The organism is Wolbachia endosymbiont (group A) of Bibio marci, assembly GCF_947251645.1.
In the GTDB taxonomy this organism is placed as follows: Bacteria; Pseudomonadota; Alphaproteobacteria; order Rickettsiales; family Anaplasmataceae; genus Wolbachia.
This window is the reverse complement of record NZ_OX366364.1, coordinates 190,834-216,493: the sequence shown is the minus strand read 5'-3', so window position 1 is coordinate 216,493 and position 25,660 is coordinate 190,834. Positions and strand designations below refer to the sequence as shown.

At 35.0% G+C, this 25,660-nt stretch carries 29 protein-coding genes and 1 pseudogene; 9 read left to right on the top strand and 21 right to left on the bottom strand.

Annotation, left to right across the window (positions count from 1 at the left end; genetic code table 11):
• Positions 1 to 55: 55 nt before the first annotated feature.
• Positions 56 to 1,240 carry a hypothetical protein gene (locus OPR48_RS01280; protein WP_265026243.1) on the top strand — a complete coding sequence of 395 codons (1,185 nt, stop codon included), beginning with the start codon at positions 56 to 58 and terminating at the stop codon, positions 1,238 to 1,240.
• A gap of 43 nt (positions 1,241 to 1,283) precedes the next feature.
• Here the strand turns inward: OPR48_RS01280 and thyX are convergent, their stop codons facing one another.
• The 4 genes from thyX to acpP form a co-directional block, all read right to left on the bottom strand.
• The gene (gene thyX, locus OPR48_RS01275; protein WP_265026242.1) at positions 1,284 to 2,138 is read right to left on the bottom strand and encodes an FAD-dependent thymidylate synthase; all 855 of its coding nucleotides are present in this window, start codon (positions 2,136 to 2,138) and stop codon (positions 1,284 to 1,286) included.
• Positions 2,139 to 2,147: 9 nt separating this feature from the next.
• Positions 2,148 to 3,425 carry a UDP-N-acetylglucosamine 1-carboxyvinyltransferase gene (gene murA, locus OPR48_RS01270; RefSeq protein WP_265026241.1) on the bottom strand — a complete coding sequence of 426 codons (1,278 nt, stop codon included), beginning with the start codon at positions 3,423 to 3,425 and terminating at the stop codon, positions 2,148 to 2,150.
• A gap of 177 nt (positions 3,426 to 3,602) precedes the next feature.
• Positions 3,603 to 4,877 carry a beta-ketoacyl-ACP synthase II gene (fabF, locus tag OPR48_RS01265; RefSeq protein WP_265026240.1) on the bottom strand — a complete coding sequence of 425 codons (1,275 nt, stop codon included), beginning with the start codon at positions 4,875 to 4,877 and terminating at the stop codon, positions 3,603 to 3,605.
• A gap of 13 nt (positions 4,878 to 4,890) precedes the next feature.
• Positions 4,891 to 5,151 (bottom strand): acyl carrier protein, encoded by a 261-nt coding sequence (acpP, locus tag OPR48_RS01260; RefSeq protein WP_341811841.1) that lies wholly within the window; start codon positions 5,149 to 5,151, stop codon positions 4,891 to 4,893.
• A gap of 145 nt (positions 5,152 to 5,296) precedes the next feature.
• Between acpP and OPR48_RS07405 the strand changes: the two genes are divergently transcribed.
• Both OPR48_RS07405 and OPR48_RS01250 read left to right on the top strand, forming a co-directional pair.
• Entirely contained in the window at positions 5,297 to 6,304 is a 1,008-nt protein-coding gene (locus OPR48_RS07405; RefSeq protein ID WP_265026239.1) for a polyprenyl synthetase family protein, read from the top strand.
• A complete protein-coding gene (locus tag OPR48_RS01250) occupies positions 6,297 to 7,238 on the top strand; it encodes an FKBP-type peptidyl-prolyl cis-trans isomerase (RefSeq protein WP_265026238.1) in 942 nt (313 codons plus the stop codon). Before OPR48_RS07405 ends, OPR48_RS01250 begins: the two co-directional genes overlap by 8 nt.
• Positions 7,239 to 7,303: 65 nt before the next feature.
• Here OPR48_RS01250 and hslU read toward each other — a convergent pair whose 3' ends face one another.
• Together hslU and hslV are read right to left on the bottom strand one after the other, a co-directional pair.
• Positions 7,304 to 8,794: an ATP-dependent protease ATPase subunit HslU gene (hslU, locus tag OPR48_RS01245; protein WP_265026237.1), complete on the bottom strand. Its 1,491-nt coding sequence runs from the start codon at positions 8,792 to 8,794 to the stop codon at positions 7,304 to 7,306.
• 1 nt (position 8,795) lies between these two features.
• Entirely contained in the window at positions 8,796 to 9,350 is a 555-nt protein-coding gene (hslV, locus tag OPR48_RS01240) for an ATP-dependent protease subunit HslV (protein ID WP_265026236.1), read from the bottom strand.
• Between the two features lie 115 nt (positions 9,351 to 9,465).
• On the opposite strand from hslV, the pseudogene gshA reads away from it, so the two are divergent.
• A pseudogene (gene gshA / locus OPR48_RS01235) lies at positions 9,466 to 10,626 on the top strand (glutamate--cysteine ligase).
• A 3-nt stretch (positions 10,627 to 10,629) separates the two neighbouring features.
• Here gshA and OPR48_RS01230 read toward each other — a convergent pair.
• Both OPR48_RS01230 and hemH read right to left on the bottom strand, forming a co-directional pair.
• Positions 10,630 to 11,451, bottom strand: coding sequence for a hypothetical protein (locus OPR48_RS01230; RefSeq protein WP_265026235.1), 822 nt, complete (start codon positions 11,449 to 11,451; stop codon positions 10,630 to 10,632).
• A 78-nt stretch (positions 11,452 to 11,529) separates the two neighbouring features.
• On the bottom strand, positions 11,530 to 12,477 hold the full coding sequence (gene hemH, locus OPR48_RS01225) for a ferrochelatase (protein ID WP_265026234.1): 948 nt from the start codon (positions 12,475 to 12,477) through the stop codon (positions 11,530 to 11,532).
• Positions 12,478 to 12,485: 8 nt separating this feature from the next.
• Between hemH and OPR48_RS01220 the strand changes: the two genes are divergently transcribed.
• On the top strand, positions 12,486 to 12,683 hold the full coding sequence (locus OPR48_RS01220) for a hypothetical protein (protein WP_265026233.1): 198 nt from the start codon (positions 12,486 to 12,488) through the stop codon (positions 12,681 to 12,683).
• A 65-nt stretch (positions 12,684 to 12,748) separates the two neighbouring features.
• On the opposite strand, the gene OPR48_RS01215 is transcribed toward OPR48_RS01220, so the two are convergent.
• Complete coding sequence (locus OPR48_RS01215; RefSeq protein WP_265026232.1) at positions 12,749 to 13,606, bottom strand: hypothetical protein; 858 nt, start codon at positions 13,604 to 13,606, stop codon at positions 12,749 to 12,751.
• A gap of 113 nt (positions 13,607 to 13,719) precedes the next feature.
• Between OPR48_RS01215 and ndk the strand changes: the two genes are divergently transcribed.
• Positions 13,720 to 14,139: a nucleoside-diphosphate kinase gene (gene ndk, locus OPR48_RS01210; RefSeq protein ID WP_265026231.1), complete on the top strand. Its 420-nt coding sequence runs from the start codon at positions 13,720 to 13,722 to the stop codon at positions 14,137 to 14,139.
• A 356-nt stretch (positions 14,140 to 14,495) separates the two neighbouring features.
• On the opposite strand, the gene OPR48_RS01205 is transcribed toward ndk, so the two are convergent.
• The 7 genes from OPR48_RS01205 to OPR48_RS01175 all read right to left on the bottom strand — a co-directional run bounded on the left by OPR48_RS01205 (position 14,496) and on the right by OPR48_RS01175 (position 19,096).
• A complete protein-coding gene (locus OPR48_RS01205; protein WP_265026230.1) occupies positions 14,496 to 15,005 on the bottom strand; it encodes a DNA-3-methyladenine glycosylase in 510 nt (169 codons plus the stop codon).
• Positions 15,006 to 15,105: 100 nt separating this feature from the next.
• Positions 15,106 to 16,017 carry a hypothetical protein gene (locus tag OPR48_RS01200; RefSeq protein WP_265026229.1) on the bottom strand — a complete coding sequence of 304 codons (912 nt, stop codon included), beginning with the start codon at positions 16,015 to 16,017 and terminating at the stop codon, positions 15,106 to 15,108.
• Positions 16,018 to 16,082: 65 nt separating this feature from the next.
• On the bottom strand, positions 16,083 to 17,063 hold the full coding sequence (gene ruvB / locus OPR48_RS01195) for a Holliday junction branch migration DNA helicase RuvB (RefSeq protein ID WP_265026228.1): 981 nt from the start codon (positions 17,061 to 17,063) through the stop codon (positions 16,083 to 16,085).
• Positions 17,060 to 17,641, bottom strand: a complete 582-nt coding sequence (gene ruvA, locus OPR48_RS01190) for a Holliday junction branch migration protein RuvA (protein ID WP_265026227.1) — start codon at positions 17,639 to 17,641, stop codon at positions 17,060 to 17,062. The genes ruvB and ruvA overlap by 4 nt, the downstream gene beginning before the upstream one ends.
• A gap of 83 nt (positions 17,642 to 17,724) precedes the next feature.
• Entirely contained in the window at positions 17,725 to 17,991 is a 267-nt protein-coding gene (locus OPR48_RS01185; protein ID WP_265026226.1) for a hypothetical protein, read from the bottom strand.
• A complete protein-coding gene (locus tag OPR48_RS01180; RefSeq protein ID WP_265025539.1) occupies positions 17,988 to 18,944 on the bottom strand; it encodes an IS5 family transposase in 957 nt (318 codons plus the stop codon). Before OPR48_RS01180 ends, OPR48_RS01185 begins: the two co-directional genes overlap by 4 nt.
• The gene (locus OPR48_RS01175; protein ID WP_265026225.1) at positions 18,929 to 19,096 is read right to left on the bottom strand and encodes a hypothetical protein; all 168 of its coding nucleotides are present in this window, start codon (positions 19,094 to 19,096) and stop codon (positions 18,929 to 18,931) included. Before OPR48_RS01175 ends, OPR48_RS01180 begins: the two co-directional genes overlap by 16 nt.
• 429 nt (positions 19,097 to 19,525) lie before the next feature.
• Here OPR48_RS01175 and OPR48_RS01170 point away from each other — a divergent pair, with 429 nt between their 5' ends.
• Both OPR48_RS01170 and OPR48_RS01165 read left to right on the top strand, forming a co-directional pair.
• The gene (locus tag OPR48_RS01170) at positions 19,526 to 19,678 is read left to right on the top strand and encodes a hypothetical protein (protein ID WP_265026224.1); all 153 of its coding nucleotides are present in this window, start codon (positions 19,526 to 19,528) and stop codon (positions 19,676 to 19,678) included.
• Complete coding sequence (locus OPR48_RS01165) at positions 19,663 to 20,619, top strand: IS5 family transposase (RefSeq protein ID WP_265025723.1); 957 nt, start codon at positions 19,663 to 19,665, stop codon at positions 20,617 to 20,619. Before OPR48_RS01170 ends, OPR48_RS01165 begins: the two co-directional genes overlap by 16 nt.
• A 148-nt stretch (positions 20,620 to 20,767) precedes the next feature.
• Here the strand turns inward: OPR48_RS01165 and lgt are convergent, their stop codons facing one another.
• The 4 genes from lgt to OPR48_RS01145 all read right to left on the bottom strand — a co-directional run bounded on the left by lgt (position 20,768) and on the right by OPR48_RS01145 (position 24,483).
• A complete protein-coding gene (gene lgt, locus OPR48_RS01160; RefSeq protein WP_265026223.1) occupies positions 20,768 to 21,559 on the bottom strand; it encodes a prolipoprotein diacylglyceryl transferase in 792 nt (263 codons plus the stop codon).
• A 6-nt stretch (positions 21,560 to 21,565) separates the two neighbouring features.
• Positions 21,566 to 22,015, bottom strand: coding sequence for an SsrA-binding protein SmpB (gene smpB / locus OPR48_RS01155; RefSeq protein ID WP_265026222.1), 450 nt, complete (start codon positions 22,013 to 22,015; stop codon positions 21,566 to 21,568).
• Between the two features lie 120 nt (positions 22,016 to 22,135).
• Positions 22,136 to 24,211, bottom strand: a complete 2,076-nt coding sequence (locus tag OPR48_RS01150; RefSeq protein ID WP_265026221.1) for an ankyrin repeat domain-containing protein — start codon at positions 24,209 to 24,211, stop codon at positions 22,136 to 22,138.
• 47 nt (positions 24,212 to 24,258) lie between these two features.
• A complete protein-coding gene (locus OPR48_RS01145) occupies positions 24,259 to 24,483 on the bottom strand; it encodes a hypothetical protein (RefSeq protein WP_265026220.1) in 225 nt (74 codons plus the stop codon).
• 59 nt (positions 24,484 to 24,542) lie between these two features.
• On the opposite strand from OPR48_RS01145, the gene OPR48_RS01140 reads away from it, so the two are divergent.
• Positions 24,543 to 25,073, top strand: a complete 531-nt coding sequence (locus tag OPR48_RS01140) for a Na+/H+ antiporter subunit E (protein ID WP_265026219.1) — start codon at positions 24,543 to 24,545, stop codon at positions 25,071 to 25,073.
• Here the strand turns inward: OPR48_RS01140 and OPR48_RS01135 are convergent.
• Positions 25,066 to 25,482: a hypothetical protein gene (locus OPR48_RS01135; RefSeq protein WP_006279382.1), complete on the bottom strand. Its 417-nt coding sequence runs from the start codon at positions 25,480 to 25,482 to the stop codon at positions 25,066 to 25,068. The genes OPR48_RS01140 and OPR48_RS01135 overlap by 8 nt on opposite strands.
• Positions 25,483 to 25,660 lie beyond the last annotated feature (178 nt).

Here is a 25,660-nt window from a genome sequence, read left to right as displayed (position 1 = left end):
TGGTGTAAATTATTGTAATATTAGCTAATATAGTTAATATTTTAAAAAAATTAATATGCCAAGATACGTTAAGAAATATATTAATAGTATTACTGAGTCTAATATATTAAAAGTTTATACTTCCGAAGATAACTCTCAAATTAAAGTATTTTTCAAAATTGCAAATGAAGAAATTGATAGAATTTTTTCAGGGCAAGAAGTAGTGAAATTTTTAAATCAAACTACCAATATAAGAGATCATGAAAACAAATCTGCCATTAGTAAAAATGTGGAACAAGGCATCATTAGAGATGTAGAAGGTATACATAGAGAGAATGGTAGATATGTATATAAATCGGATTTATTAGCTGAAGAACAGTACAGAGAGCTATTTGATAGCAGGCAAGCTATAAAATTTAATTTGAATGACTTTATGTCAGATAGCATATCAAAAATTGTACACTTAAGAAGTAGATTTGAAGGAATTTTGGGTTTTGATCCCGAAGAAGGCCTATGTCAGCCATTAATTTATTTTATTACTCTTTTAGGATTAAAGAGTAGGGAAGACTTTGCTAAACTTCTCAAGTCTGGTGATGTTGTGTCTGAACAAGATTTTATAGCTTATGTTGATGGAAGAAAAGAACAAACGACCGGATTATTAGCAACGCAGATCTTGCTACAATTCTTACCTATTCTTCATATTCAGAGCATTGAGAGACGTGAGGGAGATCAATTTTATGACAAGACAATATATGAACAAGAGTGTAATGATTTATCGTCAACAGAAGTATGGATCCATATTAATCAAGAAAAAGTTAAGTGTGCTTTGGATAATGTAGAGATAGAATGCTGCTTAGAATTTAATTTCTCCTGTTATACTTGTAATGAAGGAGATAGTGATGATGATGACGAGAATATTGCACATTCTATGTTGGTATATAAAGCAGAGAATGGTAAATACATATTTTTTGACCCTAATAGAGGAGCAGTTGGCTTTTGTCCTAATACAGGAGTTGCTAATTTTACATCAGAGGAGGTTTGTAGGGCAGTGGAACTGGCTGTAAATTTTTATTCATATAATATGTATATTGAAAATTCTCCAGATTATTGTGAAATTTACGTTACGCTTAGAAACGCAACATTAATGTTAAGGAAAGCTGAGGAACTTTATGAAACAAGAGAGAGAACAAATTCAAAAATAGTTGATATATCAGCTGATAACAATACTGGTAAATTGTTGCTTACACCTATAAATCTATAGAGATATACAATTGCCATAAAGATTTATGTATATGCCTTTATCTTTAAGATCGTTTATCAAGTATAGACATCAGCTCGTCCCATTCTCTTTTACCAATATTACTTTCTTCTCTAGTAACGGTTTCCCCTTTAATTAATTTACGAATTATGTCTAAACCAGTTCTTGAAATACAGGCTGATTCTAGGCAATATTCAACAAAGGCATTGTAGGCCAATGGGACCCATTTTTTTATTATATCCAACATAACTTCTGCATAAACTCTGATTTCATATTGGGCGTGCTTATCAGCTCTAAGCTTCAAAAAATGAAAAAGGTTATGTAGATCTATTTTCCAATAAAATTGCGTGTAGTAATTAAGCGTTAGGTTAGTTCGGGCAATTTCTCTTGCAAGCCCCTGCTCAATAAATTTTTCATAATGAAAATATACTAAATTAGAGTCATTTGTTAGAGAATCTATTATTTCCTTTGAGGTATCTGGATCAAAAGCTTCCCCACTACCTTGTTTATTATTGTCAGATTGTTTTGCAACTTGTTCTGGTTTAGGTGTATAAAATTCATTATCAAGTATTGAATACCTTGCTGAATATTCATTCACATTTGCAGTTCTATGCCTTATCCATTGCCTTGCAACAAAAATTGGAAGTTTCACGTGAAACTTAATTTCACACATTTCAAATGGAGTTGTATGATGATGTCTCATTAAATACTTTATAAGTGCTTCATCCTGACTTATCTGTTTTGTTCCCTTGCCATAAGAAACACGAGCAGCTTGAACTATGCTACTGTCAGAGCCCATATAATCCACTACTCGAATAAATCCATGGTCTAATACCTTATGTTCTTCATATAAGATTCCATCTATTTCTTTTACTGTAGTTCGTTTGGTTGCTTCATTCATAAAATATCCTCAAGATGAAATGGAGATATCAGCTCCACATGAATTGAGTTTTTCATGCATTGCTTCATATCCTCTCCATAAATGATGTGAATTGTTTATTATAGTTTCTCCACCGGCTACCAAAGAAGCAAGCACCAAAGCTGCTGTTGATCTTAAGTCAGTAGCATATAGATTAGCTCCAGATAAGCTTTTTATTCCACTTATAGTAGCTTTGCTTTTCTCGATGCTGATATTAGCACCTAACTTTCTCAATTCATCTGCATGTGCAAATCTGTTTTCAAAAACGTTCTCTTCAATTACTGATATCCCATCAGCGATGCACATTGCAGACATCAGTTGTGGTTGCATATCACTGGGAAAGTTGGGGTATGGATCTGTTGCAATGTTAGCAGACCTAATAGAGCAATTTTTTCTGGAAATCATAACCCCCTCATTACATAGTTCAACATTAGCCCCTATAGCTTTCAATTCATTCACAATACATCTTATATCAGATAGACTTATTCCTTCTAACTCCAATTTACCACCGGTTATTATAGCAGCTAGTGCATAGGTGCCTGCTTCTATGCGATCTGGTATTATTTTATGAATACATCCATTTAATGCTTCAACTCCTGTTATTGTGATCCTTGTATCACTAATCTCAATATTAGCACCCATTTTCTTTAGGAACTCTATTAAATCAAGAACTTCCGGCTCCGTTGCAGCATTGTTTATTATTGTCACTCCTTCTGCAAGTGTTGCTGCCATTATTATGTTTTCTGTTGCGCCAACACTTATTTTCTCAAATGTGATTTCTTTTCCTTGTAGCTTTCCTTTCACTGTTGCAATTATATTACAGCCTTCAACTTTAATTTTAGCTCCCATTTCTTCTAATGCTTTGATATGCATATCAACGGGACGCTTTCCGATATTGCATCCACCAGGAAAGACTGTTGTGATTTTACCAAATCTACTGAGAATTGGACCTAGCATTAAAAAAGATGCTCGCAGCTTACTTGCAGTTTCATGTGACATTACGTGATGGTTGATATTACCGCAGTCAATTTCCAAAGTATGATTTGCTTTATAATCTTTATTACATGTAAAGTTCACTTTCGCTCCAAGACTCTCAAGCAGCTTAGACATTAGATGCACATCAATTAAATCAGGTACATTATGCAAAATCACCGAGAAGGTACTCAATAGACTTGCTGCCATTATCGGTAAAATAGCATTCTTTGAACCATTAATCTTGATTTTTCCGACCAGGGATTTGTAGTTATTTCTTATTAATATCTTGTGCATTTAATTAGATATAAAGTATATATTCATTAATTTATTGAAGTCTTACTAAGTATAATAGATTGACCGTAAAAGGCAAAAATTTGCTTTTTCTCCCTCCGTCATCCAAGTAGCGTGACACCATTGTTTTCTTTCTTAGCCAATTATTGATACCTTACGTTTATTTTATCCTTAAGAGGTTTAATTATAATTTTTTCCAAAGATGAGCGATGCATTAGTGCCACCAAAACCAAACGAATTAGAAAGTGCATATTGAATTTTATGCTCTTGAGCTTTAAGTGGTACAAAATTTAAATCACATCCTTCTGAAGGTTTATGTAAATTTAAGGTTGGCGGAATAATTCCATTATTTAACGCAAGAATACTAAATATTGCTTCAACGCTCCCTGCAGCACCAAGTAAATGTCCTATAGAAGATTTAGTTGAAGAAACAGGTATTTTATAAACGTAGTCACCGAATAACTGTTTCATTGCTATTACTTCAATTTTATCTCCAAGTGGTGTTGAAGTTCCATGTGCATTAATATACCCTACTTGATTGGGATTAATTTGTGCGCTCTTTAAAGCAAGCTGCATTGCCTTAAATGCGCCTCTTCCTTCTGGATGTGGTGCTGTAATGTGGTGTGCATCCCCTGTCAGTCCGTACCCAACCAGTTCAGCATGTATTTTTGCCCCCCTTTTTTTTGCATGTTCGTATTCCTCCAGCACCAATATACCTGCTCCTTCACCCATAACAAAACCATCGCGTTCTGCATCCCATGGTCTTGAAGCTTCTTTGGGTTTATCATTGAATTTAGTTGATAACGCTTTCATAGATGCAAAACCTGCAATTCCAACTCTACACAGTGCACTTTCTGCTCCACCTGCAATCATAACATCCGCTTCACCAAGTTTTATAGTTCTTGCTGAGTTTATGATTGCATGCGCACCTGTTGCACATGCGGTTACTGCTGAATCGTTTGGACCTGTAAATTCGTATTTAATAGAAATATGGCCAGATATCAAATTTATTAGACTTGCAGGGACAAAAAATGGACTGACACGTCTGGGCCCTTTTTCCTGCATGGTAATAACATTTTCCTGAATTGACGGAAGACCACCTATACCAGAGCCAATAGTTACGCCAACACGTTCCCTATCTACTTTTGAATCTTCTAAAGATGAATCTTCCACAGCTTGAATCGCTGCTGCAATGCCGTAATGAATAAAACGATCCGTTCTTTTTAGATCTTTTTCAAAAATATAACCTACAGGATTAAAGTAATTCTCAATGTTATCGGATTGCACAGGCACCTGCCCTGCAACCTTGCAAGCAAGATCAGAAGAGTCAAATCTATCTGTATTGATTGCTTTTATGCCAGACTCGCCTTTTATCAGCCTTGACCAAGTGTTGTCAACATCTGCCGCTAGTGGAGTGATTAAACCAACACCAGTGACTACTACTCTTCTGCTCATTTAACACTAACTATTAGCCTTTTTTACTATTAATGTACTCAACTATTTGCTCCATAGTTTCCATTTTTTGTGCGTCTTCATCTGGGATTTCTATCCCGAACTCTTCTTCTGCCGCCATGATGATTTCAACTGCATCTAAACTGTCTGCACCATGCTCCGAAAGCTTTGAAGAGCTGTTGAATTTCTCTACATCCTTACTAATGTGCTCTAGTATAATCTTTTTCACTTTCTCTTCTATGTCTTCTCTAGTGCTCTTTGCTAGTTCGCTATTCACATTTCTTACCAAAAAAATAACCTATTCTTTGATGTTATAAAAAATTTTTATGTTTGCAATATCTTTTATAACTGATAAACTACAGTAAAGTTTTCTACTGCCCTAGCTGGCTAGCGTTACGTGCTAAACAATTAACAATTCAAAAATGCTAGACGAAACAACAAAAAATTTGCTTATTGTAGAAGTAAATAAACTTTTACCAGAAAATAGCGAGAATAAGCTTATATCAGCTATGCGTTATATACTCCTTGCTCCTGCAAAACATATACGCTCCTTTTTAGTCGTAGCTTCATCGCGAGTGTTTAACGCGGAAGCTAAAAAAGTAATATCAGTTGCTGCAGCAATTGAATTTGTTCATGCTTATTCTCTAATTCACGATGATTTACCGTGCATGGACAACAGTGATACTCGCAGAAGCCAGCTAAGCTGCCATAAAAAATTTGATGAAGCAACAGCAGTGCTTGCCGGAGATGCACTACTTACTCTGGCTTTTGAGGTATTATCTTCGTTAAATGAGAAACGCTGTGAGATCATAAAAGTGCTCTCTCAAGCAATAGGAATTAGGGGAATGGTGGGAGGACAGGCTTTAGATATTAACAGTGAGCATATAGATTTTAGACCCCAACCCTCTGTCATTCAAGTAGCGGACACTGGGATCCAGAAGGCTTTGCCTACAAGCATTTCGTGCAAAAAGCCATGCGATGGTGGAGCTGAACATGAAATGGATTCCAGTGTCAGCTACTTGCATGACACCCTTTCTACCTTAAAACCACAACATTCGTACAGCTGTATGCATAACGCTGGAATGACGTCGGGCCAAGCTGATAAAATAAAAGAAATTCATTTGATGAAAACCGCAAAATTATTTGCAGCTTCATGCGAAATAGGCGCTATAATAGGGAATGCTACAGACAAGCAACGTAAAGCGTTATATAACTACGGGATAAACCTAGGGCTTATCTTTCAAGCTAAGGATGATATTGAAGACTACGAACAAGATAAAACAAATAATCTAATGTCTGTGCTTGGTAAAAGTGAAGTAGAGGACTATATAGACGGCCTCTTTAAACAAGGCTTGGATAATTTGAGTGCGCTTTCAGGGGATACTAATTATTTATATGATTTATTGAATCAAGTAAAGAAAGATGGTTAGAAAAATTATATTACAAATGCTTATTTCCGTAGTAATGATTCTCACTTTAACTTCTGCTTTTGTGTTTACTATTGTCTATATAAACAAAGGTAAACCGGAAAAAAAGGACAAGCTTTATGAGATAAATGCCACGCATGGTGGTTTGATACAGACGATAGCACATTACCTAGTGAAGCCAATACTTGAATCAGCACTTGACCGCTATATTGAAAAGCATGGGCTAACAGAATATTTAGAAGAAATAACGCAGCAAAAGGAAGAAGATTCAATAAATTTTTATGAAATTACTGAAGGTAATGGCAGTAAGGCTTTCTGTGGCCTGGAAGTCCTACTGCAAATATATAAAATTTCTAATAATAACTTAGCAACACTCCCTAGCAAAGTTTCTGATGTTACTTTGAAAATAGGTCAAGATGACCTAAAAGAAGTGGGTTTAGGGGTGATAGGTATGAAAGAAGGCGGAGAGCGTGTAGTTACTATTGCTAATGATAACAAAATGAATTTTAATTCTTATTACGTCAAACTGATCGAAGTAAAGGATAAATATCCCGACTCAGTAAATAATCTGATGGTTTTTAATGACTTAATTAACAAGACTGGAAAACAAGTAAGGTGCGGTGATGAGATATCGGTTAAATATAGCGTAAAGGAGCATAATGGAGAATATATAGTCAAAGATCAAACAGTGCAATTCAAAGTTGGTAACAAAGAAATACCACTTGCTATAGAGTTTGGTGTTGTGGGAATGAGAGCTGGTAATAAAAGAACTATTCTTTCTCCGCCTGACCTTTTGACTATTACTGACGATATGTTAATAAAAGACATAGATTATGATGAAGAAAATATCTCAATAATTGACTTAAGATTAGATGTTAAGCAAGAGGTCGCAACACACCATTCTACTGTTGAAAAACAGCCTAAAGAATATAGCTGATTTTAGGTCTACTGGCTGATCTTCTGAACACTCTCTAACTGCTTAAAATAGGCTTCTCGTTTTTCCTAAAGTATGAACTTAGATAAATCAAGCTGCTTCGAAATCGACTCAAGTTTATCTTTTGCATACTTGCTGTCTATAATGAATTTTTCGCTATTTTTCTCAGAAGCAATGAAACTTATTTCGTCTAAAAGCTTCTCCATGACAGTGTGAAGCCTTCTTGCGCCTATATTTTCCACTTGCCTATTAACTGTAAACGCTATTTCAGCTATGGTTTTTATACCATCATCAGTGAACTCAAGCGTCACATTTTCTGTTTTCATTAAAGCTATGTACTGCTTTAACAAACTAGATTCTGGTTCCTTTAATATTCTTATTAAATCCTCTTGAGTAAGTGCCTTAAGTTCTACCCTGATCGGTAATCTGCCCTGCAATTCCGGTAAGAGGTCAGATGGTTTAGACTGATGAAAAGCACCAGATGCAATAAATAATATATAGTCTGTTTTTACATGGCCATACTTAGTTGTAACAGTTGTTCCTTCAAGTAGTGGTAACAGATCGCGTTGCACTCCTTCTCTGTTTACTTCACCTTTTATTTCTGTACGCGCTGCAATTTTGTCTATTTCATCCAAAAATACTATACCATCGTTACTAACAAGATCAATGGCTTCTTTGATTATCTTATCTTCATCCATTAGCTTTTCACTTTCTTCATTAATTAATATTTCACGCGCTTCTTTTACCTTCACCGTAATAGTTTTTGTTTTTTTGCTCCCGTTAAACATCTTGCCCATTATTTCTGTTACATTCATCACACCAACTTGCCCACCTGGCATGCCTGGTATATCGAAAGTAGGCAACATACTCTTGCTCTCTCTGACGTTAATGGAAACTTCTCCGTTCTCAAACTCTTTATTTCTTAATCTTTCTCTAAAGATTCTTTTACTCTCTCCGGTTGCATCTTCGCCTACCATAGAGTTTACTATTATTTTCTCAGCTAAATCTAAAGCCTTTTCAGCTAAGGCTTTACAGGCTTTCTCTTTAACTAAAACTATTGCTGCATCAACTAAATCGCGTATTATCGAATCAACGTCACGTCCAACGTACCCTATTTCAGTAAACTTCGTTGCCTCAATTTTTATGAATGGTGCACCGGCAAGTTTTGCTAAGCGACGAGCTATTTCAGTTTTACCAACCCCTGTATGACCGATCATCAATATATTCTTAGGTATGATTTCATCACGCAATGGAAATGGAACCTGATTGCGACGCCAACGATTTCTGAGCGCAATAGCAACAGCACGCTTTGCATCATCCTGTCCGATTATGAATCTGTCCAATTCTTTAACTATCTTCTGTGGTGGCAGGTCATCTAACAAAACTTGAGTACTGTCATTAACTTGAACATCGCTGTCATTTGAATCAAAACCACTCTTAGTATCTTTATAGAGGCCATCTTTTTCATCGTAGGTGTCACTACTACAAGACCGCCCTTCTGAAAGGGTTATAGGCTGATTGGAAAAATTAGTGCACAAAGTTTCTTGTTCAGAAGACATATCACTCCTCTATTTTTTCAATAATTACATTATGATTTGTATAAACACATATATCAGCAGCTATCTTCATAGCCTTTTTCGCAATTTCCTCTATTGATATTCCTTTAATGTCAATTAAAGCTCTTGCTGCAGATAGAGCAAAATTTCCCCCAGAGCCAATAGCTGCGATTCCATCTTCAGGTTCAAGAACATCACCTGTTCCCGTAATTACTAATGAAATAGATTTATCTGCAACGATCATCATAGCTTCTAATTTTCTCAGATATTTATCCATTCTCCAGTCTTTTGCAAGTTCAACACATGCTCTCATTAATTGCCCTGGGTGCTTGTCAAGTTTAGATTCTAGTCTTTCAAAGAGAGTAAATGCATCAGCTGTTGCTCCAGCAAACCCAGCAATTACAGAATCACCAGAGAGACGCCTAACTTTTTTTGCTCCGGATTTTATAACAGTGTGGCACATTGAAACCTGTCCATCACCTATTACTACTACGCTTTTATCTTTTCTAATTGACAGTATAGTAGTTCCATACATTTTATTGTTATCGTGTTGAATCATTTTTCTATCACTTTAAATAAGAATCTCATTATACTTTAATCTTTAGTCAAATTTGCTAAATATGTTTAATTATAGCTTATAATATAATACCTTCCTTATAACATTTAAAGTGCAGATGCAAAACATAATTCACCCAGATTTGGAAAAAAGTATAAATAATTGGTTCGAAGCAAAACTTAACGGCCTTACATTACCATTTTATAGCTCTATAGATCTTAGAAACTCTGGTTACAAAATTGCCCCAGTGGACGCTAATTTATTTCCTGCGGGGTTCAATAACTTAAGTGAAGAATCAAGAACGATGGCAGCAAGATTGATAGAAAGCTACTTTAAAAGGCATCAATACAAAAAGGTTCTTATAATACCGGAAAATTATACACGCAATAAAATGTATATAGAAAACGTATTTGTTATAGAGAAAGTACTGCAACTCGCAGGTTTTGAGACTAGAATTGGCCTTTTACATAGTGAAGTATACAATTTAATAGAACAGTATGAAACTGTTGTGAAAGAAAACTCTCTGCTGAAGACAACTTCAGGATTTGTGCCTGATGTTATTATACTGAACCGTGATATGACGAGCCACATTCCAGACACGCTAAAAGACGTAAAGCAAGATATAGTACCAAGCCCACTATACGGTTGGCATAGAAGGCAGAAATTTAAGTATTTTGAAATCTATCAAGAATTAGCGTCCGAGTTTTGTAGCGAATTTAAAATGGACCCATGGCTAATTTCTGTGCTTACAGAGAGCTGTGATGGAGTTGATTTTGATGATGATTCATCACTAAAAACAGTAGCGGCTAAAGTTGACCAAATATTGTCTCTAGTGCAAAAGAAATATGAGGAATATGAAATAAAAACACAACCTTACGTTTTTATCAAAGCAAGCAATGGCACATATGGGATGGGTATTATAACAGCAACAAGTGGTGAAGAAATATTAAACCTCAATAAAAAAAAGCGTCATAAAATGAAAAAGATAAAAGAAGGAATAGCAATCAATAGCGTTATTATACAAGAAGGTGTACCAACCATTGACGTATTTAAAAGCAGTTCTGCAGAACCGCTAATATACTATATAGGAGATACTCCAACATGTTACTTATACTGATGTAATAGCAGGAAAGATGTATATTCCAGCTTAAACTCCATTGATTGCGAATTTCATGACGTTAGCAAAATAGTGGAAGAAAAACCTCTAGCACTTTGGAACATAGTTAGTAAATTAGCAGTGCTAGCATTGGCAGTAGAAATAAAATCTTTTCACCTCTAACCCTTACATTCCCACAGCGTTGCCATCGGGCAGATCATTACCATCATTACCGGGCTGAATATGGTTATGGCCAGCATTATTAAGTTCAGTAGAAGGGTCATCGTTGATAGGTTGGCTAAATAGTTTGTCAAGCTGAAGTACTAGGAATACTGCGCTATATATTATGCTAACTGTTACGCTTAAGTTGAAATTATAGATTATACCATTACCTAAGTTTATTGGTATGGTTGCAGTCTCCATTCTTTTTAATATGAAGTTTAACAAACCTAATGACAAAGTTAATGTGCTGATAATAAGGCCCTTCTTACACTCAGCAGATTTTTCAGGATCCTTATTATCTAGGTATTTTCTCCATGAATAATAGTAACTTATAGGTTCCGAAATAAACAGAAATAGGATCGTTGATGTTAAGTGAATGTGACTTATTACGTCTGCATTACCCCTAGTAAAAAAATGGATGACTTTCAACATCATCAATGCTTCTATGATGCTGCTTGCAAGACTAGCCGATTTACCCACAACTTTTGCCAGCTCTTTTTTACTCTCAGGGTTTCTGTAATCCTTAATTAGATCCTGTAGAGTAAATGCAGAATGGGCAATATATAGAATAGATGTCGGAAACTTCATTAGTCGAGCAACATCCCGTATAAGAAAGATATTGGATCTATTATTGTCAATGAACTCGCAGCAAAATTGCAGTGAAATCTTACACAATAGGGCTGTTAAACCTGTTGTGATGCAGATTACCTTCCTGAAATCATGATTATAAGCATCATGTACCCTTTGTGTGAACGTGCTCGATTTCTTTTTTAGCTTGCTTGGCATAAAATAGTTAATAAAACAATAACTTTCTTTTATTCTATCACATAAAAGCCTTAAAGAAAAGTCCTATAAATCAGGACTTTAAGGGTGATTTATGCACAAATCAGCCAAGCATTTAATAAACAAGGGATCGATACTGAGAGTTGGCACGCGAAAGTAATATCCATCCTTGATAATTGCTTTATATTCTACATCAAGTTCCACAAGTGTTTCTGAATGCTCAGAAACAAAAGATATAGGTGATAAAACTACAGGTACACCATCAGCTTTTGCACGTGATAGCTCACTTTCAGTGCTTGGCTCTAGCCATTTTACAGGACCAATCTTACTCTGATAACATATTGACCAATCTAAGTTATTGATAGCTAACTTTTCTACTATTAACTCTACGCTTCTTTCTACCTGTGAAGCGTAAGGGTCGCCTTTTTTAATAATACTAAGAGGTAAGCTATGGGCTGAAAATAGGACTCTTGGCTTATCGATTCTGCTGGCTAATTTGTAATGCTTAGCTATTAAATTAGCGTGAGCTTCAATAAAGTCTTCGTTATTATAATAATGGTGAATTATTTTTATATTGCACTTTAGACCATGGTTTTTAGCATTTTTTTGCCAATTTTCGATGGATGACAAAGTTGTGGTAGTTGAATATTGAGGGTATAGTGGCAGCAAAATTACTTCATCAGGATCAAACTGTTTTACACTTTTAACAACTTCGTCAGCAAATGGATGCCAATAGCGCATGCAAATGAATACCTTGTGTACATGGTTTCTATCTTCATTTAATTTTAGTTCTAAAGCATCAGCTTGCGCTTTCGTATTATCCAAAATCGGCGATTTACCTCCAATTTCCTCGTATATTTTTCGTGCAGTATTTTCTCGTTTCGCAGATATAAACTTTGCTAAAAGAAACCGAAAAGGGTTTGGTAGACTGATTATTCTCCTGTCATAAAAAAGATTGAATAAAAAAGGACGGACCGCATTCAGTGAATCAGGTCCACCAAGATTAAATAAGATAACTGCCTTTTTCATTTGGTCTTTTGCAAATAATTGTTAAAACTGCAAGATTACTTTTTGCCGTCGTTCCAGCGCATGATGCACAACAACATTGTGATTTGAGGGCTATTTCTACTAAGATGGTGTCATCCCAGTGCTCCGACACTGGGATCCAGGATTTTACTAAATTGGTAAGTATAAAAGTGTTATGTGAAAACAACGTCCTCGATGAAATTGTGTGAAAGTGCTGTATTCCAGACTGGAATGACAAAATAGAATACACTTAAATAACAGAAAAGAGGCACATTCAGGCTCCGCAACAAGTTGCTTTTGGGGTGCCTATAAACTCAGCTATAGGCTCATCAAATTTAGTTATAGGCACTAAATTTCTCACACTTGCATACAATAAATGACCAGATCTTCGCACATTACTCTTGGTAGATGCAAAGCTTTTATCAAAAACCGCGTCAACACAAAAACTTGGCACTGCTTCAAGAAGTTCAACAGCAGCTAAAGATAGCATTATACAACTTTGAAGAACCTTCAAAAGAACCTTTAGGGGAAAAAGTGAAACTTTAACTAAAAGAGAGGTGCTACTTGTTTCATCCAGTAGTCGCCCTGAGTTAGGCGAATTATACTCAATATGCTTTCTATTTTGATCAAAGATAGGAAATTTTATAGTATCTTTCTTAAATTGCCCATCTATTTCTTGTGTACTATGTTTGGTCCATTTTTCTAGTGACCACTCACGCACGTGAAAAGTTCTTACAAAAAAGCATGTTGTAACCATCAATGCAGCACATATAAGCGCACACTGCATAAGACTTATACTACCTACCATAGCTGGCAGCGCAAAACAAACAAATGGCACTATGATAGCCATTTCAAGAAATGGAATAGTGTTTCTTTTCATTGCAAAGGCAGCGCCTTTTTTTAGCTCCGTGTATTGATTATTACTTTTTCCTTGCTTTTGTAGAATATGGTCACACATACCATATTCTAAATAACTTAAAAAAGCCAAATTAAAAGTTAAAAATCCTTTTGCTCCACAAAAAATTGACGATTTCAAGTTATTGACCAATTTTTTAGCAGTAGATTCAGTTTCAACCAGTTGTTTGGTAGTAGATTCAGGTTTTTCATTAGTTTTTTTACAACAAGTATGCATACAATACTCCCTTGATGATTTATTCTTGACTATAAATAAAAAACCTCTTTGATGAAACAAAAATTTGCAATAAAATGAATCTATAAATATACAATCTTATATAAGGAAATAATATGACAATTGAGAAGACACTTTCGATATTAAAACCTGATGCAGTAAAAAATAATATTACAGGCAAGATAAATTCTTACATCGAAAAATCTGGACTAGAAATTATAGCACAAAAAATGATGTTGCTGACAAAAAAACAAGCAGAGCTATTTTATGAAATTCATAAAGATAGGCCTTTTTTTGGGGAATTGGTAGAGTTTATGACTTCTGGTCCTGTGATAATTCAAGTTTTAGTTGGTGAAAATGCAGTAAGTAAATACAGACAAATCATGGGAGCTACCGATCCAAAGCAGGCAGATAAAGGTACAATCAGAGGTGATTTTGCTGATGATATTAGTGAAAATAGAGTACACGGTTCGGATAGTCTAGAAAATGCTCGTAAGGAAATAGCTTTCTTTTTTGCTGAATGTGAGTTGGTGTAGTTAATTCAACTCAGATTTTTCTATATATAACTAAATTTTCTGGATCCTATGTCGTGACCGTTCAGACAATGGCGTCAACTTAAGGGAAAATATCAGTGATTGTGTGTAAAATTTCTCTCTAAATTTTTTATCATTAAATTATCCAAAGAGTGCAAGAAACAGCACTTTTGTTTCTATTTTATTTCAACAAAAAAGTTTAAAATGTGTCCTTTTTAGACGAGACGTGCAGAAAGGAAAAAATCTTATTTTACAAATTAAAAATACAATATACTCAAAAACTTTTCAGAAAATCCATAGGAGGGTTTGCTAATGAAGGCTCTTAAGTTGACGCCATTGGCTGAACGGTTATGCTCAATTTAGAAAATCTTAAACCGCCAAAATTTCTCTTGGCCTTTACTAATTCCGATTCTCGGAGTGCACACATAATCCGGGTTGAGGTGAGATTCGTAAACACAAAATTTGTGGCTTATAGTAAGGTCTAGTTTGTTGTGTTCTTTTGTAATATTTAATCTTTTACACAATATTCCTGGCCCACCTAAATTTGCCTCAAGCGGTTCAATGAGCTTTAATCCCCGTATTAACACTGCTGCTGGGAACCCTTCTGCTTCTGTTACAATATTTAGACAATAGTACATCCCATATATAAAATATACGTACGAAAACCCCGGCATACCAAACATTACTGAGGTTCGATTAGTATAGCCTCTTGCTGCATGACAAGCTGGGTCACTCATTCCTATATAGGCTTCAACTTCGGTTATTATTCCACTAAAGTTAGAAAATTTGAGGACTTTTCCCAATAACTCTCCAGCTACAGTTAAGGTCGGCCGCTCGTAGAAATTTCTTGGCAGTATTACATTGCTCATTATAAGAGTATAAGTTACTTGCAGATGCAAGCAACTTATACTGAATTTTCACTACTTTACCTATTGTGAGCAGCAGAAGCTTGATGTTTTCGCGTTATGCTCACATCTGTTGCACTTGTGAAGATTGTGGCAAAACTTTTACTACTTCAGAGCCTTGTTGTAATTGTGTTTGTGGCAATTGTGATACTAACGCTTCATGTAAAGGCTTTGCTTCATATTGCCTTCTTATTTTTAGATTATTTGCAGCCAATTGCTCTTTAGTAACACCGTTACTCTCAATAAGTTCTACGGAGCCATTATCATAAATGTTAATTTTAATATTACATTCCTTTCCTTCAACATGCCACTTCAGAGTCATCTCATATGACCCATTTGCCACTTCGTAAATTTTTGTTCCATGTTCGTCAATTCGGAGACGTATCCCTCTTTTTTCGCTTGGAGGTAGTAACAATGTAAATGCTTTTATGTTATATTGTTTGCACACATCACTATTTAAAAATTTAGCTATATTTATCCCTTCTTGTATATTGTCTAGCATAACTCTTGCAGTAAGTTCAGGCTTACCTGGCTTTCTACCTGTTCTAAGATTTACTGCTTTATAGTGAGGAAAATGTTTCTTTACTTCACTAATAACTTCGTCAAGAACTTTGCCTACAACATACTTACCCCTATGCTCATTTTGTCCTTCTTTGTCAGTTTCAGCAGCAAAAAAGAATTTACGTCTTGTTTCTTCATCATCAAGATCTATAACTTTACTACAGTCACGTGTATCTTTGGTACCTGTAAACGGCCTCTCGCCTGGTGCAAGTTTGGGCGCATTATCAGGAAGTCCTTTTTCCACTGCATAAGAATCATCACTTACACTTTGATCAGGAGAAGTTTCAATTGTTGATTTAGGTACATTTTTAGTATCCGAAATTGGATTATTATCAGAAGGACTGATATTTAAATTAGAAGAAGTTCCAATCAAAGATACAGTTTCAGTGCTATTAGTTAACATATATGTTTCCATTATTCTTAATATATAAATGTTAGAATATAGATATCATGCCGATTAATCAATATAAATTATGATGTTTAATGTTGAAAGCTCAAATACTCCTTTGCTTGGTCGGTTAGAACGCGTCCTCTTGGTGTGCGCTTTACAAAACTAATTTTGATTAAATAAGGTTCTACTGTTTCTTCAATATTGCCAACATCCTCAGATAGTGCAATAGATATAGTGTCAATTCCAACAGGTCCTGAGGTGTTGAATAAAAATCTTAGATAATGCATATCAAGTTTATTAAGTCCCATTTTATCTACACCCAATTTTAGCAATACAGAATCAGCGACTTCATAAGTGATTTTTTTATCATCTTTCACTTCAACAAAATCCCTTATTCTTCTGAGTAACCTCAAAGCAATTCTTGGAGTGCCGCGCGCACGGCAGGCAATTTCCCGCGCGGCACCCTCTTCAATTTCAGCAGAAAGAACTCTTGCGCCTCTTTTTATAATATCGACTAGCTCCTCAAAAGAATAAAACTCAAGATGCAAAGGAATGCCAAAGCGATCTCTGAGTGGCGCAGAAAGTAATCCAAGCCGTGTGGTTGCTCCGATTAGCGTAAATGGTGGTAGATCTATCCTTAAAGTGCGAGTAGATGGACCTTCACCTACTAATATGTCCAAGCAAAAATCTTCCATAGCAGTATATAAAACTTCTTCGATGCTGCGATTTAATCTATGGATTTCGTCGATAAATAGAACATCTTTTGCATTTAAAGTGGTAAGCACTGCAGCCAAGTCCCCAGCTTTACTAAGTAAAGGACCAGAAGTTGCGCGAAAGCTGACCCTTAACTCTTTAGAGACAATTTGTGCTAAAGTTGTTTTGCCAAGCCCTGGAGGACCGTACAATAAGACGTGATCTAAAGCTTCAGTTCTCGTCTTTGCAGCGTTTATAAACACTTTTAAATTTTGTATTAAGTCTTTTTGCCCGACAAAATCATCAAGTTGTTCAGGTCTGATGTTGATATTGCGTGCATCTTCAGTATATTCTTTATCGCACGATATTGATTTCATAATGTTGAGAGCTCCTTAAGCGCTATGCGAATAATATCCTTAGTATCCAGATTTGGCGATTCGTCTTGTATTTTTTTTATCGTATCATAAGCTTTCATTTTTTCATACCCAAGATTGATCAATGCTGAAAGGGCATCTTCATTAATTGGATTAAAGTTATTGTTATTTATTTCTAATTTACTCACTTTGCCACTTAATTCAGTGATGATTCGATTTATGAGTTTCAGGCCAAGTCCACTCATCTTGAGTGCTACTTTATCCTCATTCATAATTGCCAAAAATAGCTGTTCTGGAGTTAATTTACTCAAAATTGACATTGCAGTTTTATAGCTAACGCCGCTTACTTTAACAAGCAACCTCAAGCACTGCTGTTCTTCTTTGCTTATAAAACCATATAGCTGAGCGACACTTTCTCTGCTATTTGCATAGGTTTCGATAAGTAATTTGATTCTACTTCCAATTGCACAAGCACTTAAAGTTTTGGCTGAAAGATACACCATATAGCCAACATCATTCACATTCAGGATTATGTGATCGCTGCGCACTTCATCAACTATTCCGCTTAGATTTCCTATCATTTTTAACACTATATAGAGTTCAGTTTAAATACTCCTGGATCTTAGGTCAAGCAAACGAACATTATAACAGAGAGCCAAGTAGCTCATAGAAACGAAAAACTTCCTTGACACATTTTGCCAACATTTGCCGCTTCAAGTCTGTCTGCTATGACTTTTATATACTGATAATCATTATACTCACACCCCGGCACTACCGTTTGAAAGCACAGTTCAATGAATTTTAGAAAGTTCATGATATAATGTTGAAAGATGTCATCCCAGTGCCCTCTTCTTGTCATCCCAGTGCTTGGCACTGGGATGGCTTTGTTGCATCGCACCTTATACTGGTAGTAATTTACGATAAATATCATGTAGCCATTTCAAATTTAGCCATACCAATTTCAGTAAATTGATTAAGCAAATAGCACTTAATCAGCAATTCTTTTTCGCGATTTACTTCGGATTTATTCCTAAAGCTGAATCCAAATATTTGCTTTAATCTTGAGAAAAACCCTTCAATATAAGATCTTTTCCCATAATTTACTTCTTTTTTCCATTCTTTTACGCCATCTTCACCGTATAATTTTATTAACCTAATAGCAGCATTTCTGTCAGACATATAATCTATTTCTGGATGTTCTGCCGCATTGTTTATTGGTGGAATTTTTGCCTTTATATCATATTCGTGACACAATTTGTAAAACTTGTGCCTATCATATGCCCTATCTGCATATAGTGCTTTTATGATATGCTGAAAATTAACTTCTTTAAGCAAATCGCAAGCTCCATAGTGATCAGAGTAGACACCGTTACTGTATTTTACAGCTATAGCTTTTTTGCTGTTTACATTCAACATTACATGCAATTTTCTTGTCTGTTCATAGCCATGATATTTTCTGTTAGCGCTATTTTCCTTGCTGTGACCAGGGGTATTGTTGTAAATGCTGATACCTGTACTATCTATAGCAATTTCGATGTCTTCCATATTATTTTTATCAATTCTGCAATCATTGATCTTAATATTAAGTTTCTTAAACCTTCTTGATGCTTGTGAATAGCTGATAACTGCTAAATCTCTTCCTATTTGTTGCATATATCCTTTTATAAACCCCACCGTTTGTCTTAAACCAATTCTAAAAAGATTGACAATTATATGCACCAAAATCACAACTTTATCACTGTAAATATAGTTGCCGCCTTGCATTTTTGGACTATTTTCATACCAATTTTCTATGGCTTCATTGATATAATGAAAAATATTTCCTCTTTCCTGGAGAAATTTGTTATATTCATTTTGGTTACTGACTTTCATTTTCTGTGGCATATTTTTTCTTCAACAGTTAAATGGTTATTTATAATGAATTTTGTCAGTAGCCACCAGATTTTTTCGGTTGCTATGCAACAAAGCCATCCCAGTGTCGGAGAACTGGAATGACACCATTTGTTGTGTTTAACAAAGTTCGTACTTAGCTTCATGTTAGCTATAAATATTTAAGAAATTTACCAAACGAAAAAAAAGGCAAAAGAAGCCCTAGTCATTGTCTATTTTCAGTATTGGCGTTTTTTAAGTCTTAAACACTGCAATTTAGCTGCTTTTAAATGCAACTCACCTTAGTTTAAATGTTTAAGAAATTTACTAAGCAGAAAAAAAGGCAAAAGAAACCCCGTGGTAATTAGTGTTCACTCTCTAATCCTGCAAATCGGCGTACTATACTGTCTTAAACGACTTATAAGCGCGTTTCAGCTTATATAGGTAAAAACCTAGAAATGTTGTGAAGACATAAGGTGCACATAGTGCAAAAAATTAAAAATAAGACGCCAACTACGTTGTTTTTTTGCTGTTTAATCTGCACAGATGAAGATAACTGAATACCTTCAGTCCCATGATAAGAGGGCTGGCGAAGTTTGTCAAGGAATTTTTATGGCCTAGCGTTACGCGCTGGAATGACACCGGATCGGCTTTGTTGCATAGCAACCGAAAAAATCTGGTGGCTACTGACAAAATTCATTATAAATAACCATTTAACTGTTGAAGAAAAAATATGCCACAGAAAATGAAAGTCAGTAACCAAAATGAATATAACAAATTTCTCCAGGAAAGAGGAAATATTTTTCATTATATCAATGAAGCCATAGAAAATTGGTATGAAAATAGTCCAAAAATGCAAGGCGGCAACTATATTTACAGTGATAAAGTTGTGATTTTGGTGCATATAATTGTCAATCTTTTTAGAATTGGTTTAAGACAAACGGTGGGGTTTATAAAAGGATATATGCAACAAATAGGAAGAGATTTAGCAGTTATCAGCTATTCACAAGCATCAAGAAGGTTTAAGAAACTTAATATTAAGATCAATGATTGCAGAATTGATAAAAATAATATGGAAGACATCGAAATTGCTATAGATAGTACAGGTATCAGCATTTACAACAATACCCCTGGTCACAGCAAGGAAAATAGCGCTAACAGAAAATATCGTGGCTATGAACAGACAAGAAAATTGCATGTAATGTTGAATATAAACAGCAAAAAAGCCATAGCTGTAAAATACAGTAACGGTGTCTACTCTGATCACTATGGAGCTTGCGATTTGCTTAAAGAAGTTAATTTTCAGCATGTCATAAAAGCACTATATGCAGATAGGGCATATGATAGGCACAAGTTTTACAAATTGTGTCACGAATATGATATAAAGGCAAAAATTCCACCAATAAACAATGCGGCAGAACATCCAGAAATAGATTATATGTCTGACAGAAATGCTGCTATTAGGTTAATAAAATTATACGGTGAAGATGGCGTGAAAGAATGGAAAAAAGAAGTAAATTATGGGAAAAGATCTTATATTGAAGGGTTTTTCTCAAGATTAAAGCAAATATTTGGATTCAGCTTTAGGAATAAATCCGAAGTAAATCGCGAAAAAGAATTGCTGATTAAGTGCTATTTGCTTAATCAATTTACTGAAATTGGTATGGCTAAATTTGAAATGGCTACATGATATTTATCGTAAATTACTACCAGTATAAGGTGCGATGCAACAAAGCCCACCGGATCTCACATTTATTCTACTACAACGCAGAAAATTCGTACAATTGTGCATGATGTAGGGTTTCTGGCTACATTTTTCTATTAAACTCACCTTTCCTCTATGTAACAGATTTCGTATTAAATTTTAAATTTAATGCGCCTAGATATACAAGCATTCCCAGCAAAACCATAGGTATAGAAAGCAACTGCCCCATAGTTAAATCAAGCCACAAATAGCCAATTTGATAGTCTGGTTCGCGAAAAAACTCAACGAAAAAACGTGCTATTCCATACCACATAACTGCAATACCAGTTAACGCACCGTGATACAGTCTTATTCTAGTCAAGAAAAACAGTGAATTTACAACTGCGAAAAGTAGCGGTCCTTCAAAAAATGCCTCATAAAGCTGGCTTGGATGACGCAGCAAATTATCACCACTCTCTGGAAATACCATACCCCATGGCATAGTTGTAACTCTGCCAAATAACTCTCCGTTTATAAAATTGCCTATGCGACCTAAAAATAAACCTATGGGAACTCCGCAAGAAATTAGGTCCAGTGCATAAAATGTAGGGATATTATGTCTTTTACACGAAATTATTACTGCAAGCAAAACTCCTATAGCACCACCATGAAATGACATCCCTCCTTCCCAGGTTTTCAATATCTCGATAGGGTTGCTTATATAAAGAACTGGATCATATATCAATACGTAGCCAAGTCTGCCTCCAAGGATAATACCTACAATAGTGGCTATTAATAACGAATCGTAAAAATTCTTAGTAAATATTTTTTGGTCGTCTAGCTTATGTAAATACCAATATGCAAACACTATACCCAAAACGTAGGCTAAGGAATACCAATATATAGAAACAGGACCGATGCTGAAAATTACTGGATTTAAAGACATATTTTGCTACAAATTATTCTTAGACAATCTACTTTTTTCACGATCCCACTCTCTCTGTTTTATGGTTGCTCTCTTATCGTAGAGTTTTTTTCCTTTTACAATGGCAATTTTAGTTTTTGCAAATCCTTTATCATTAAAATAGATCGAAAGCGGCACAACAGTTATCCCAGCAGTCTTGATTTGACCAATTAGTTTGTTTATCTCCTTTTTATGCAAGAGTAATTTACGTTCCCTTTTTGGCTTATGATTTTTTCGGTTTGCAGCTTTATATTCTGCAATGTGCATATTATGCAGCCATATTTCACTATTTCTTTCGATAACGTAAGCGTCGGAAATATTTACTTTTCTCTCTCTTAGCGATTTAACTTCACTGCTTAATAAGACCATACCTGCTTCAAATTCTTCTAAGATGAAATATTCAAACCTTGCTTTCCTATTTTCTGCAATAACTTCCATATCTAAAGATATCTTTAAGCTTCAATATATTACAGAATTTTTGACTTAATTCATAACAAAACAATTATTCCAATAAATATAAGGTGCCAGGCTAGTCTGATAGCAACAGGATAACAAAAATCAAGTAAGTGCTTTTTTTGCCTTTCCAGGTACAAGTTCCTGCTTTACTCCTTTCATTTCAGTTTTAGGCTTTGACATTATATATTGACCAGCACCAACTATGAGCGCAGATCCTGCAACTAGCCCAATTATTGCTAGCACAGATAGGGCGGTAGTAAGTGCAAGTGTAGCACCAACTATCACCGCAGTTACAAAACACACAATAACACCTTTTACAATTGCATTTTTTCCAACCTGTTTTTCTTCCTTTTTCTCTGGAAGCTGTATTGCATCTTTATTTTCAGTAAGATCCTTTGGCGTTTTTTTATTCTCATTTTTTAACGTTTGTTTTTTTTCCGCTTCCTCTACAAGCTGAATTATACCTTGATCTTTAGTAAGGTCTCTTGGCGTTTTTTCATCAACATCTTTTAATGAAGGGTCTGCTCCAGCTTCTAGCAGAGCTTCCACCACTTTTATCTTGCCATTTTTAGCAGCAAGATGTAAAGGAGTACGTCCATCACCATTGTTTGCATTAACCTCTGCTCTTTTTGCGATTAGAATGTTTACTACATCTTCGTGGCCCTTTTCAGCAGCATGATGTAAAGGAGTACATCTATCATTATCTTCTGCATTAACCTTTGCTCCTTTTGCAATTAGAGTTTCTACTACATCTTCGTGGCCCTTTTCAGCAGCAACATGCAAAGAAGTATATCCATCATTACTTTTTGCATTAACCTCTGCTCCTTCTGCGATTAGAATGCTTACTATATTTGTATGGCCATAGTAAGCAGCAATATGCAAAGGAGTACGTTCATAATTATCTTCTGCATTAACCTTTGCTCCTTTTGCAATTAGAGTTTCTACTACATCTTTGCAGCCCTTTGCAGCAGCAATATGTAAAGGAGTCTTGTCCTCAATACCTTCTGCATTAACATCTGCTTTCTCAACTAGAATTTTTACTACCTTTATGTGGTTCTCTTCAGCAGCATAATGCAAAGAAGTACATCCATTATTACTTTTTGCCTTAACCTCTGCTCCTTTTGCGATTAGAATGCTTACTACATTCGCATAGCCATAGTAAGCAGCAATATGCAAAGGAGTACGTTCATAATTATCTTTTGCATTAACATTTGCTTTGTTTTCAATTAGAATTTTTACTACATCTTCGTGGCCCTTTTCAGCAGCAAAATGCAAAGGAGTACACACACCACTACCTTGTACATCAACCTTTGCTTCTTCTGCGATTAGAATTTTTACTACACCTTCGTAGCCATTTGTAGCAGCAATATGTAAAGGAGCCCATCCATTACTATTTTTTGCATCAACGTTGATTCCTTCTGCTTTTGATAGAGCTTGTACTATCTTTTCGTGGCCATATGTAGCAGCAATATGTAAAGGAGTCCATCCATCACTATTTTTTGCATCAACGTTGATTCCTTCTGCTTTTAATAGAGCTTGTACTATCTTTTCGTGGTTATTTGCAGCAATATGTAAAGGAGTCCATCCATCACTATTTTTTGCATCAACGTTGATTCTTTCTGCTTTTAATAGAGCTTGTACTATCTTTTCGTGGCCCTTTTCAGCAGCAATATGTAAAGGGGCCCATCCTTTATCATCTTCTGCATTAACATTTGCTTTGTTTGCAATTAGAGTTTTTACTACATCTTCGTGGCCATTTTTAGCAGCATAATGCAAAGGAGTATACTCACTACTACCTTGTACATCAACCTTTGCTTCTTCTTCGATTAGAATTTTTACTACACCTTCGTAGCCATTTGTAGCAGCAATATGTAAAGGAGCCCATCCATTACTATTTTTTGCATCAACGTTGATTCCTTTTGCTTTTGATAGAGCTTGTACTATCTTTTCGTAGCCATGTGTAGCAGCAATATGTAAAGGAGTACATCCTTTATCATCTTCTGCATTAACCTTTGCTCCTTCTGCGATTAGAATGTCTACTGTATCTTTGTGGCCATAGTGAACAGCAATATGTAAAGAAGTAATTTTATTATCATATTCTGTATTAACATCTGCCCCGTTTTCAATCAGAGCTTTTGCTACCTTTGCACAGTTCCCATAAGAAGCAAGATGCAACAATGTGACTTCCCCATAATTTTGATCACGAGATATAGTGAATTTGTGATCTATGTTAGGTCTACTATCGTTGTCAGGGTTACTCTTTTCCCACTCTTGACATAAACCTGAATCTTTTTTTGTAACTCAGCTTTTATTTTTTTAACTATATTGTCCTTGCTCAAATCTAAAAGGCTATCTATTTCTTTTAATATTTCCATAAATTCGTCATATTTCATAACTTCCTCACTTAAAATGCATAACTTAGTTGTTATATCTTTTAACATAGAAGTCAAGAACCTAAATATTCGTTATTATCTTTCCTTAAAGAGTCATTTAAGTTATATTACAGACTATGAAAAACCTCAACTTTAGGAAGGAAATCAAATTTTTTTCTCTGTCGTTTATAACTTTATTTGTTCTATGGATTATACTGTCTGGTTATTTTGAGCCGTTCTTTATTTTTTGTGGAGTGTTTTCCTCTATATTCACATTGTTTATCTTTAGACGGTTGATAAACGCTGAAAGCGCTCTGAGTCAGATTTTAAATGGTACGAGTAGACTGTCGTTTTATAAGCTCGTGAGTTATATACCATGGTTAATTTACCAAATCATTTTATCAAGTGTTTATGTAACAAAAAAGGTGCTACAACTCAAATCTAAGCTTGAACCGATCATTATCCTAAGAAGATGCAAAGGGCATAATGATGAAAGCATTGCATTATTTGCTAGTTCAGTTACAATCACTCCCGGAACTTTAACTATCAATGTTGAAAGCAAGCAAAAAACGTATTTGTCTACCATGTATTTGATAGATAAAGATCTTGAAAGTGGCATTTCTGAAATAGAAAGTAGAATCTTAAAAATACTACGTTCAGTTAAGTAATTGCTTTAAATAAGTTAACAGCATCCTTATATTCCCTTACAAGACTTTCAAGCATTTCTTTTGGGAGGCTATTATTAACAATAGAACATAAATAATTATATAAATCTTCTAACCTTAATATGTTATTTCTCTTCTTGCTGTTAAATTTATACGGAAAAATACCTTCCATAACTTCAATAGTAGTAGCCTTGTTTAAAAATACATTTTCACTTGTCACGCTTATTCTTGCTAAAACAGTGTTAATTTCAGGTTCGTCACTCGTATAAAAATCTGATAGCTGAGTTATTCTAATAACGTACAAAGTTACTATTTTTGACAAGCAATTATCAGCATATTCACAATTTTTTATTACCTCCCACTGAGTAACCTGAGATTTACCTATTTTTGCATTGTTCGGTAATTTACTCATTGAACTTTCTCCATTTAATCCAGTGTAATAAATTATACTAATACTTTGTTAAATAAATAATAACGCGATTACAAAAATATATACTTATAGTGGTATATTATACAAAAATAGCACAATATCTAAGCATTAAAGCTAGTTTTAGCTGGGTACATGGGGCTATTCGTTATTTTTGTGTTGT

What these genes read in the sequence shown, in the direction of transcription:
- ruvB (WP_265026228.1), bottom strand. Translation starts at nt 17,063, where the DNA reads ATGAAATCAATATCGTGCGATAAAGAATATACTGAAGATGCACGCAAT.
- OPR48_RS01180 (WP_265025539.1), bottom strand. Translation starts at nt 18,944, where the DNA reads ATGCCACAGAAAATGAAAGTCAGTAACCAAAATGAATATAACAAATTT.
- OPR48_RS01280 (WP_265026243.1), top strand. Translation starts at nt 56, where the DNA reads ATGCCAAGATACGTTAAGAAATATATTAATAGTATTACTGAGTCTAAT.
- OPR48_RS01165 (WP_265025723.1), top strand. Translation starts at nt 19,663, where the DNA reads ATGCCACAGAAAATGAAAGTCAGTAACCAAAATGAATATAACAAATTT.
- OPR48_RS01175 (WP_265026225.1), bottom strand. Translation starts at nt 19,096, where the DNA reads ATGAAGCTAAGTACGAACTTTGTTAAACACAACAAATGGTGTCATTCC.
- smpB (WP_265026222.1), bottom strand. Translation starts at nt 22,015, where the DNA reads ATGGAAGTTATTGCAGAAAATAGGAAAGCAAGGTTTGAATATTTCATC.
- murA (WP_265026241.1), bottom strand. Translation starts at nt 3,425, where the DNA reads ATGCACAAGATATTAATAAGAAATAACTACAAATCCCTGGTCGGAAAA.
- ruvA (WP_265026227.1), bottom strand. Translation starts at nt 17,641, where the DNA reads ATGATAGGAAATCTAAGCGGAATAGTTGATGAAGTGCGCAGCGATCAC.
- thyX (WP_265026242.1), bottom strand. Translation starts at nt 2,138, where the DNA reads ATGAATGAAGCAACCAAACGAACTACAGTAAAAGAAATAGATGGAATC.
- hslU (WP_265026237.1), bottom strand. Translation starts at nt 8,794, where the DNA reads ATGTCTTCTGAACAAGAAACTTTGTGCACTAATTTTTCCAATCAGCCT.
- hslV (WP_265026236.1), bottom strand. Translation starts at nt 9,350, where the DNA reads ATGATTCAACACGATAACAATAAAATGTATGGAACTACTATACTGTCA.
- lgt (WP_265026223.1), bottom strand. Translation starts at nt 21,559, where the DNA reads ATGTCTTTAAATCCAGTAATTTTCAGCATCGGTCCTGTTTCTATATAT.
- OPR48_RS01230 (WP_265026235.1), bottom strand. Translation starts at nt 11,451, where the DNA reads ATGCCAAGCAAGCTAAAAAAGAAATCGAGCACGTTCACACAAAGGGTA.
- OPR48_RS01140 (WP_265026219.1), top strand. Translation starts at nt 24,543, where the DNA reads ATGAAAAACCTCAACTTTAGGAAGGAAATCAAATTTTTTTCTCTGTCG.
- OPR48_RS01250 (WP_265026238.1), top strand. Translation starts at nt 6,297, where the DNA reads ATGGTTAGAAAAATTATATTACAAATGCTTATTTCCGTAGTAATGATT.
- fabF (WP_265026240.1), bottom strand. Translation starts at nt 4,877, where the DNA reads ATGAGCAGAAGAGTAGTAGTCACTGGTGTTGGTTTAATCACTCCACTA.
- hemH (WP_265026234.1), bottom strand. Translation starts at nt 12,477, where the DNA reads ATGAAAAAGGCAGTTATCTTATTTAATCTTGGTGGACCTGATTCACTG.
- OPR48_RS01200 (WP_265026229.1), bottom strand. Translation starts at nt 16,017, where the DNA reads ATGGAAACATATATGTTAACTAATAGCACTGAAACTGTATCTTTGATT.
- OPR48_RS07405 (WP_265026239.1), top strand. Translation starts at nt 5,297, where the DNA reads ATGCTAGACGAAACAACAAAAAATTTGCTTATTGTAGAAGTAAATAAA.
- OPR48_RS01215 (WP_265026232.1), bottom strand. Translation starts at nt 13,606, where the DNA reads ATGCATACTTGTTGTAAAAAAACTAATGAAAAACCTGAATCTACTACC.
- OPR48_RS01135 (WP_006279382.1), bottom strand. Translation starts at nt 25,482, where the DNA reads ATGAGTAAATTACCGAACAATGCAAAAATAGGTAAATCTCAGGTTACT.
- OPR48_RS01205 (WP_265026230.1), bottom strand. Translation starts at nt 15,005, where the DNA reads ATGAGCAATGTAATACTGCCAAGAAATTTCTACGAGCGGCCGACCTTA.
- ndk (WP_265026231.1), top strand. Translation starts at nt 13,720, where the DNA reads ATGACAATTGAGAAGACACTTTCGATATTAAAACCTGATGCAGTAAAA.
- OPR48_RS01185 (WP_265026226.1), bottom strand. Translation starts at nt 17,991, where the DNA reads ATGATATTTATCGTAAATTACTACCAGTATAAGGTGCGATGCAACAAA.